The following is an 8280-nucleotide window of genomic DNA, read 5'->3' as shown; positions in this document are numbered from 1 at the left end:
CCACCGAAGGAACCACCCCACCACCACGCACCGACTCCACCAACCCACCCAACGAACCCCACACCCCACCCACACCAACCAAACCACCCAAACCCCAAACATCCGCCCCCACCACAGCCCAACCCGAAACCCCACCCACCACATCGACGTCCGTCACACCACCAGGCACCGGCAGCCAGTCAACGGTGAACAGCCCGTCAGCACCGCGGCCCGCGGTCTTCAGGTGTTCGGCGGTGGCCGGGCGCATGGTGACGGCATCGGCGGTGAGCACCGGCGCGCCCACCGCGTCGGCGACGGTCACCTGGAGCGCCCGTTCGTCGTCGGAGCCCTGTGTCTCGGGCGAGATGCGCACACGTACGCTGCCGGCTTCGGCGGCCCACAGCGCGACGCCGCTCCATACGAACGGCAGCCACACCTGCTCGGCATCAGCAGCGGCGTCGGCATGGGCCGCGGGGTCGTCCAGCAGCAGTGCGGGGTGCAGGGCGGCATCGAGGAGCGCCGGGTGGATGCCGAAGCCTTCCCGGTCGCCGGCCGCCTCCGGCAGTTCGAGTTCGGCGTAGACGTGCGGGCCCTGCCGCCAGGCCGCCTTGAGCCCCTGGAACGCAGGCCCGTACCCGTACCCGCGGCCTGCGGCGCGCTCGTACAGATCCTGTACGTCCACCGCCGACGCCCCGACCGGCGGCCAGGTGCCGTCCAGGCGTGCGGGTGCGTCCGGCGCCGTGTTCGGCGGGCTCAGCAGACCGTCCGCGTGGCACACCCAGCCGGCGTCGCCGCCGAGATCGGTGTCCTGGTCGGGCCGGGAGTAGATCTGGAGGGTGCGCCGGCCGTCGTCATCGGCCGGGCCGATCACGACCTGGGCCCGCACCCCGCCGGAGGCGGGCAGCGCCAACGGCACCTGGAGCATCAGTTCTTCCACGCCCGCGCTGCCCACCTCGTCGGCGGCGCGCAGCGCCCACTCGACGAGCGCGGCGCCGGGCGCCATGACCGTACCGCCCACCTCGTGTTGGGCGAGCCAGGACGAGGACTGGGCCGTGAGCCGGCCGGTGAGCAGCAGCCCGCCGTCGGCGAGCCCCACGGCCGCGGGCAGCAGGGCGTGTTCCAGGCGTTGCAACCCGGCCGCGCCGACGTCACCGACGCCGGCACCGCCGGCCGGCCAGTAGCGCTGGCGTTGGAAGGCGTACGTGGGCAACTCCACCGTGCCGGGCGCCGGTTCTGTCGGGAACCAGCCGTCCCAGGCCACCTCGGCACCGGCGGCGAAGGCCAGCGCCACGGACCGCACCAACTGGTCGAGCCCACCCTGTTCGCGCCGCAGGGTGGGTACGGCTGTCGCCTGGATGCCGGCCTCGTCGAAGGACTCCTGGAGCCCGATGGTCAGTACGGGGTGGGTGCTGGCCTCGATGAAGACGCGGTGCCCGTCGGCGAGCAGGACGCGTACGGCATCGGCGAAGGCGACCCGCTCGCGGAGGTTGGTCACCCAGTAGTCGGTGTCGAGCACCGCGGTGTCGACCCGCTCGGCGGTGACCGTCGAGTAGAAGGCCACGGACGAACTCGTGGGGGTGATCCCCGCCAGCACCTTCCGCAACTCGTCGGCGATCTCATCCACCTGGGGACTGTGCGAGGCGTAGTCCACGTCGATCAGCCGCGCCCGACCACCCGATTCCTCCAGCGCGGTCACCGCGTGCTGTACGTGCTCGGGCGGACCCGAAATCACCGTGGAGCCAGGCCCGTTGACCGCCGCTACACCCGCACCCGACGCCGCCTCGCCAAGCCCAGCCAGGAAACCAACCGCCTTGTCCTGACTGAGTGCGAGGGATGCCATCGCACCGCCGCCAGCCAACTTGCGCAACGCCTTGCTGCGCAAAGCCACCACCTTCGCACCGTCCTCCAGAGACAGCGCGCCGGCGACGACGGCCGCGGCGATCTCACCCTGGCTGTGCCCGACGACCGCGGCCGGCTTCACACCCTGATCCGCCCACACGGCGGCAAGCGACACCATGACGGCCCACAGCACAGGCTGGACCACGTCCACCCGGCCAAGGTCAGCAGCATCCACACCGCCACGAAGAACCTCAGCCAACGACCAATCCACGTACGGCGCAAGCGCCCCCTCACACTCCGCAACCCGCGCGGCGAAGACGGGTGAGGCTTCCAGCAACCCTGCCCCCATCCCCACCCACTGCGACCCCTGACCAGGGAAAACAAGCACCGGGCCGACGCCACTGGCGCCGGTGGTGGTGGCTGCCGCGGTGCCCGGGGTGATGACGTCGGGGTGGGTCTCGCCGGCGGCCAGCGTGCGCAGGCCCGTCAGCAGGTCGTCGTGGTTGTTCCCGACGACGACGGCGCGGTGTTCGAAGACCGAGCGGGTGGCCGTCAGGGACCAGCCGACGTCGACCGGCGAGGCCTGCGGCCGTGCGGCGAGGTGGGTGGCGAGGGTGGCGGCCTGGCCCCGTAGGGCGTCGGCGGTGCGACCCGAGACGATCCACGGCACCAGACCGGTGGCGGGCTGTCCGCCGGGGGTGGGTGCGGGCTGCTCGTCGGTGGTGGGTGCCTCTTCGACGATGACGTGGGCGTTGGTGCCGGAGATGCCGAAGGAGGAGATGCCACCGCGGCGGGTGCGTTCGCCGGCCGGCCACGGGACGAGTTGGGTCAGCAGGCGTACGCCGCCGGCGTTCCAGTCCACGTGCGGGGTCGGCTCGTCCAGGTGGAGGGAGGCCGGCAGGTGTTCCCGTTGCAGCGCCATCACCATCTTGATGACACCGGCGACACCGGCCGCACCCTGGGTGTGGCCGATGTTGGACTTGACCGAACCCAGCCACAGCGGCTGGTCATCGGGGCGGTCCTGGCCGTACGTGGCCATCAGCGCGTCGGCCTCGATGGGGTCACCCAGCCGGGTGCCGGTGCCGTGCGCCTCGACGGCGTCCACCTCGGACGGCGAGAGCCTTGCACTGGCCAACGCCTGCCGGATGACGCGCTGTTGGGAGGGGCCGTTGGGGGCGGAGAAGCCGTTGCTGGCACCGTCCTGGTTGATGGCTGAGCCGCGGACCAGCGCCAGCACCCGGTGGCCGTTGCGCTGGGCGTCCGACAGTCGCTCCAGGAGGATGAGGCCGACGCCCTCGCCCCAGCCGGTGCCGTCAGCGGAGGCGGCGAACGCCTTGCACCGGCCGTCGGGTGACAGGCCGCGCTGGCGGGAGAACCCGGTGAACACCTCGGGCGAGGCCATCACGGTGACGCCGCCGGCCAGCGCCAGCGAGCACTCACCCTGCCGCAGCGCCTGCACGGCCAGGTGCATGGCCACCAGCGACGAGGAGCAGGCCGTCTCGATCGTCACGGCCGGACCTTCGAGGCCCAGCGTGTAGGAGACCCGGCCGGAGAGCAGGCTGGGGGCGTTGCCCGCGTAACCCTCCGAGCCCTTCTGCGGGGTCTCGCCCTGGCCGTTGCCGCCGGTGGTCGCCGTGCCGGTGTACACCCCGGTCTGGCTGCCCTTGAGCGATATCGGGTCGATGCCGGCCCGCTCGAACGCCTCCCAGGCGGTCTCCAGGAGGAGTCGCTGCTGCGGCCCGGTGGCCAGTGCCTCGCGCGGGCTGATGCCGAAGAACGCCGGGTCGAACTGGTCGGCGTCGTAGAGGAAGCCACCCTGTTTCACATAGCTGGTGCCGGGGTGGTCCGGGTCCGGGTGGTAGAGCCCGTCCAGGTCCCAGCCGCGGTCGGTGGGGAAGTCGCCGATGGCGTCGGTGCGGTCCGCGACCAGGTCCCACAGTTGTTCGGGGGAGCTGACCCCGCCCGGGAACCGGCAGGCCATGCTGACCACGGCCACCGGCTCCTGCGACCGCTGCTCCACCTCGCGCAGCCGCAGCCGCGTCTCGTGCAGGTCAGCGGAGACGCGCTTGAGGTACTCGACCAGCTTCTCTTCGTTCACCATGAGGTAGCCCCCGGCCTTAGCGATGGTGTGGTCCCGCGCATTCAGGACACCCCGAGTTCGTTGTCGATGAAGTCGAGAACCTGGTCCGCTGACGCGGATTCCAGCCTCTCCACGGCGCTGCCCTCGTGTGCGGGCTTGCGTGCCGCCTTCCATTTCGCCAGCAGGCTCTCCAGCCGAGCCGTGACCGCACCGGAATCGCCGTCTTCCAGGTCAAGCTTTATCAACGCGTTCTCAAGCCGGGCCAAATCGTTGAGCACCGGATCGACCGCGTCGGGGCCGCTGACGGGCCCGCCGGCGGGGGCGATGCGCTGGAGGAGGAACTCGGCCAGCACCGTGGGCTCGGGGTAGTCGAAGACCAGCGCCGCGGGCAGTCGCAGGCCGGTCGCCGCGGCGAGCCGGTTGCGCAGTTCCACGGCGGTCAGCGAGTCGAAGCCCAGGTCCTTGAAGTTGGCGTCGGCGTCCACCGCTTCGGCGTCGGCGTGGCCCAGTACGGTGGCGACGTTGCCCCGGACCAGGGTGACCAGCGTGCGGAGCTGTTCCTCGGCGGGGAGCCCGGCCAGCCGGCCCGCCCAGTCGACGGGTTGCCCGCCGCCCGCGGTGGCGGTGCGCCGGCCGCGGGTGGCTCCCGTGCTCGCCGCCACCAGGGCGCGCAGCGAGGCGGGGAGCGCGTCGGCCGGCTGGGTGGCCAGGGCGCGCGGGTTGATGTCGGCCGCGACCAGGCCCGGCGCGCCGTGGTGGAGCGCCGCGTCCAGCAGGCCGAGGGCGTACGGGCTCGGCATGGCGGCGATGCCGGAGCGTGCCATGCGGGCCAGGTCGGCTTCGGCGAGGTTGCCCGTCATGCCGCTGGCGTTGGCCCACAGTCCCCAGGCGATGGAGACCGCGGGCAGTCCCAGGCCCCGGCGGTGGGCGGCCAGGGCGTCGCAGAAGGCGTTGGCCGCCGCGTAGTTGGCCTGTCCCGGGCTGCCCAGGGTGGCCGCCGACGAGGAGAACAGGACGAACATGGCCAGCCGGCTGTTCGCGGTGGCCGCGTGCAGGTGGGCGGCGGCCGTGGCCTTGGCGGCCCACACCCGGGCCAGCCCCTCCTGGGTCTGCGCGGTGATGACGGCGTCGTCCAGCACGCCGGCGGCGTGGATGACGCCGGTGAGCGGGTGGGCCGGGTCGATGCCGGCGATGAGGTCGGCGACCGCCGTCGCGTCGGCCACGTCCGCGGCGACGATACGAGGCTCGGCTCCGAGTTCGGCCAGTCGTGTGGCGAGCGCTTCGGCCCCTTCGGCCGCCGGGCCGCGTCGGCTGACGAGCAGCAGGTGGCGCAGGCCGTGGGCGCTGACGAGGTGTTCGGCGACGAGGGCACCGAGGGTTCCGGTGCCACCCGTGATCAGGACGGTGCCTTCGGGGTCGACCGCCGCCGGCACGTCGAGGACGAGCTTGCCCGTGTGCTTGGCCTGGCTGAGGTGGCGCAACGCCTGCCGGGCCCTGGCCAGCGGCCACACCCGCAGCGGGGGCGGGGTCAGCGCGCCACTGGTGAAGAGTTCACTGAGCGAACCGAGCATGCGCCCGATGTGCTCCGGCCCCGCGTCGGTGACCAGGTCGTACACCTGGTAGCGGGTGCCGGGGTAGGCGGCTGCCATGACCTCCGGGTCGCGGATGTCGGTCTTGCCCATCTCCAGGAGCCGTCCGCCGTCGGTGAGGAGCCGCAACGAGGCGTCGACGAACTCGCCCGCCAGGCTGTTGAGCACCACATCCATACCCCGACCACCAGTCGCCTCCCGGATCACCGACTCGAAGTCGAGATCCCGCGAGTTCGCCCGATGCCCCGCATCAACACCCAACTCCTCCAACACACCGTGCTTGGCAGGACTCGCCGTCGCAAACACCTCAGCACCCAGATGACGCGCGATCTGCACCGCCGCCATCCCCACCCCACCCGTCCCCGCATGAATCAACACCGACTCACCCGCAACCAACCCACCCAAATCCACCAACCCGTACCACGCAGTCAGGAACACCGTCGGCACCGCGGCTGCTTGGTGGAAGGTCCAACCCTCGGGTACGGGGGCGACCATGTGGGCGTTGGTGAGGGCGGTGGGGCCGAAGGCGCGGTCGAAGATGCCCATCACCCGGTCGCCGACGGCGACGTGGGTGACGTCGGGGCCGACTGCGGTGACCACACCGGCGCCTTCCCCGCCGAGGCCGACCTGACCTGGGACCATGCCAAGGCTGATCAGCGCATCGCGGAAGTTGACGCCTGCCGCATGTACCTCGATGCGGACCTGACCGGCGGCGGGCGGTTGGAGGATGTCGGGGCAGGGCACCGGGACCACGTTGTCCAGGGTGGCGGCGCCCTGGAGTTCCAGGCGCCAGGCGCGTTCGCCGGCCGGGCCGACGATGTCGCCACTGTCGGTGCCGGCGCGCACGAGCCGGGGCACCAGGGTGCGTCCGGCGCGCACGGCGAGCTGCGGCTCGTCGGCCGTGGCGGCGAGTGCGACGACACCGGGGAGGTCGACGGCCTTGGCCTCGGACGGGGTGCCCGCACCCTCCGTGCCACGGTCGTCGGCCGGGTCGAGATCGAGGAGCACGAAGCGGCCCGGGTTCTCGGTCTGCGCGCTGCGGATCAGGCCCCAGGCCGCGGCGGCGGGCACCTGTACCCAGTCGGCAGTGACGGCTCCGTCGCCGCGTACCTCGTCGGCGGTTACCGCGCCGCGGGTGACGACCACCAGCCGGCTCTCGGCCAGCCGCGGTTCGGCCAGCCACGCCTGGACCTGCCCGAGCAACCGCCCGGCCACGGCCAACCCGGCGGCAGCCACCGCCGAACCGTCATCGGCCCCGACCGCACTGCTCGTACCCGCATCGTCGTCTGTGTCTGTGTCTGTGGTTGTCTCCGGGGTCGCCAGGTCGGCGGTGGGGAGCAGTACCACCGGCGGCACCGCGGTTCCCGCGTCCAGGGCTGTGACCAGGGCGGACACATCCGCGTACGTGCCGGGCTCGGCGTCGCCGAAGCCGGCGAGCCCGCCGAGGGCAGTGGCACCCTGCTCTCCGACGACCGCCCAGCCGTCGGCGGTCTCGGGGGTGGTGGGGTGGGCCAGTGGGGTCCAGTCCAGGGTGAACAGACCGTCCGCACCCTGCTCGCCGCCGGCCTTGAGCTGGTCGGCTGTGGCGGGCCGCATGGCCAGGGAGTCGACCGTCAGTACGGGGGCGCCCACCGCGTCGGCGACGGTCACCCGCAGCCCGCGTTCACCGTCCGCCACCTGCGCGTTCGGCGTGATCCTGACGCGTACGGCGGTGGCTTGCGCGGCCCACAGCGCCACACCCTGCCAGGCGTACGGCAGCCACACCCGGTCGTCGTCGGCATCGGGTTGCTGCGGCTCGTCCAGCAGGAGGGCCGGGTGGAGCGCGGCGTCGAGCAGGGCCGGGTGGATGCCGTAACCCTCCCGCTCCCCCACCGACTCGGGCAACTCCACCTCCGCGTACACCTCGTCCCCGAGCCGCCACGCAGCCCGCAAACCCTGGAACGCCGGACCGTACCCGTACCCACCCGACGCCACCCGCTCGTAGAACCCCGCAACCTCTACGGGCTCCCCGCCGGCCGGAGGCCAGGCGGCGGCCAACGGCTCCGGTTGGCTCGCCCCGTCCGCCGGCGGGCTGAGCACACCCTCGGCGTGGCACACCCAGGTGGCGTCGGCCGCCAGGTCTGCGTCCCGGTCGGGCCGGGAGTAGATCCGCAGGTCACGTCGGCCGTCATCGGTCAGCGGACCGATGGCGAGCTGGATGCGGAGACCGCCGCTCCGCGGCAGCACCAGCGGCACCTGGAGCGACAGTTCGTCGACGCCTCCGCAACCCACCTCGTCCGCGGCGCGCAGCGCCCATTCGGTCAGCGCCGCGCCCGGGAGCAGCACCGAGCCGGCCACCACGTGGTCGGCCAACCAACCCCGGCCGCCGCTGGCGGACAGCCGTCCGGTCAGCAGCACGCCGCCGTCGGCGAGCCCCACGGCGACCGGCAGCAGAGCGTGCTCCACCCGCTGCAACCCTGCGGCCCCCATGTCGCCGACGGCGTCATCGAGGATCAGCCAGTACGGCTCGCCCTGGAAGGCGTACGTGGGCAGGTCCACCACCCGCGGCGCCGGCCCGGACGGGAACCAGCCCGCCCAGTCGACGTCGGCCCCTGCCACGTGCAAGCGGGCCAGAGCCTGGCCGAAGGCGACCAGCTCGGGCTGCTTACGGGTCAGCGTCGCCACCGTACGCGGCGCGCCCCTGCCACCAAGCTCCCCTGTGGCCTCGGCCTGGTCCAGGGTGTGTTGGGTGGCGGTGGTGAGGGTGGGGTCGGGTCCGAGTTCGAGGTAGGTGTGGGTGGTGGGTGTGGTGTG

General features: G+C 72.6%; 2 protein-coding genes. Both read right to left on the bottom strand.

What is annotated here, in order from left to right:
• A partial coding sequence (locus tag AAHZ94_RS23625) for a type I polyketide synthase (RefSeq protein WP_349995011.1) occupies nt 1-3919 on the bottom strand: 3919 nt, incomplete at its 3' end.
• 41 nt (nt 3920-3960) lie between these two features.
• Nucleotides 3961-8280: SDR family NAD(P)-dependent oxidoreductase (locus AAHZ94_RS23620; RefSeq protein WP_349995010.1), on the bottom strand; the 4320-nt coding region annotated here is incomplete at its 5' end.

This window comes from Streptomyces sp. HSW2009, from assembly GCF_040240285.1.
In the GTDB taxonomy this organism is placed as follows: Bacteria; Actinomycetota; Actinomycetes; order Streptomycetales; family Streptomycetaceae; genus Streptomyces.
The sequence above is the reverse complement of the archived record's forward strand: the minus strand, read 5'-3'. Positions and strand labels throughout refer to the sequence as shown.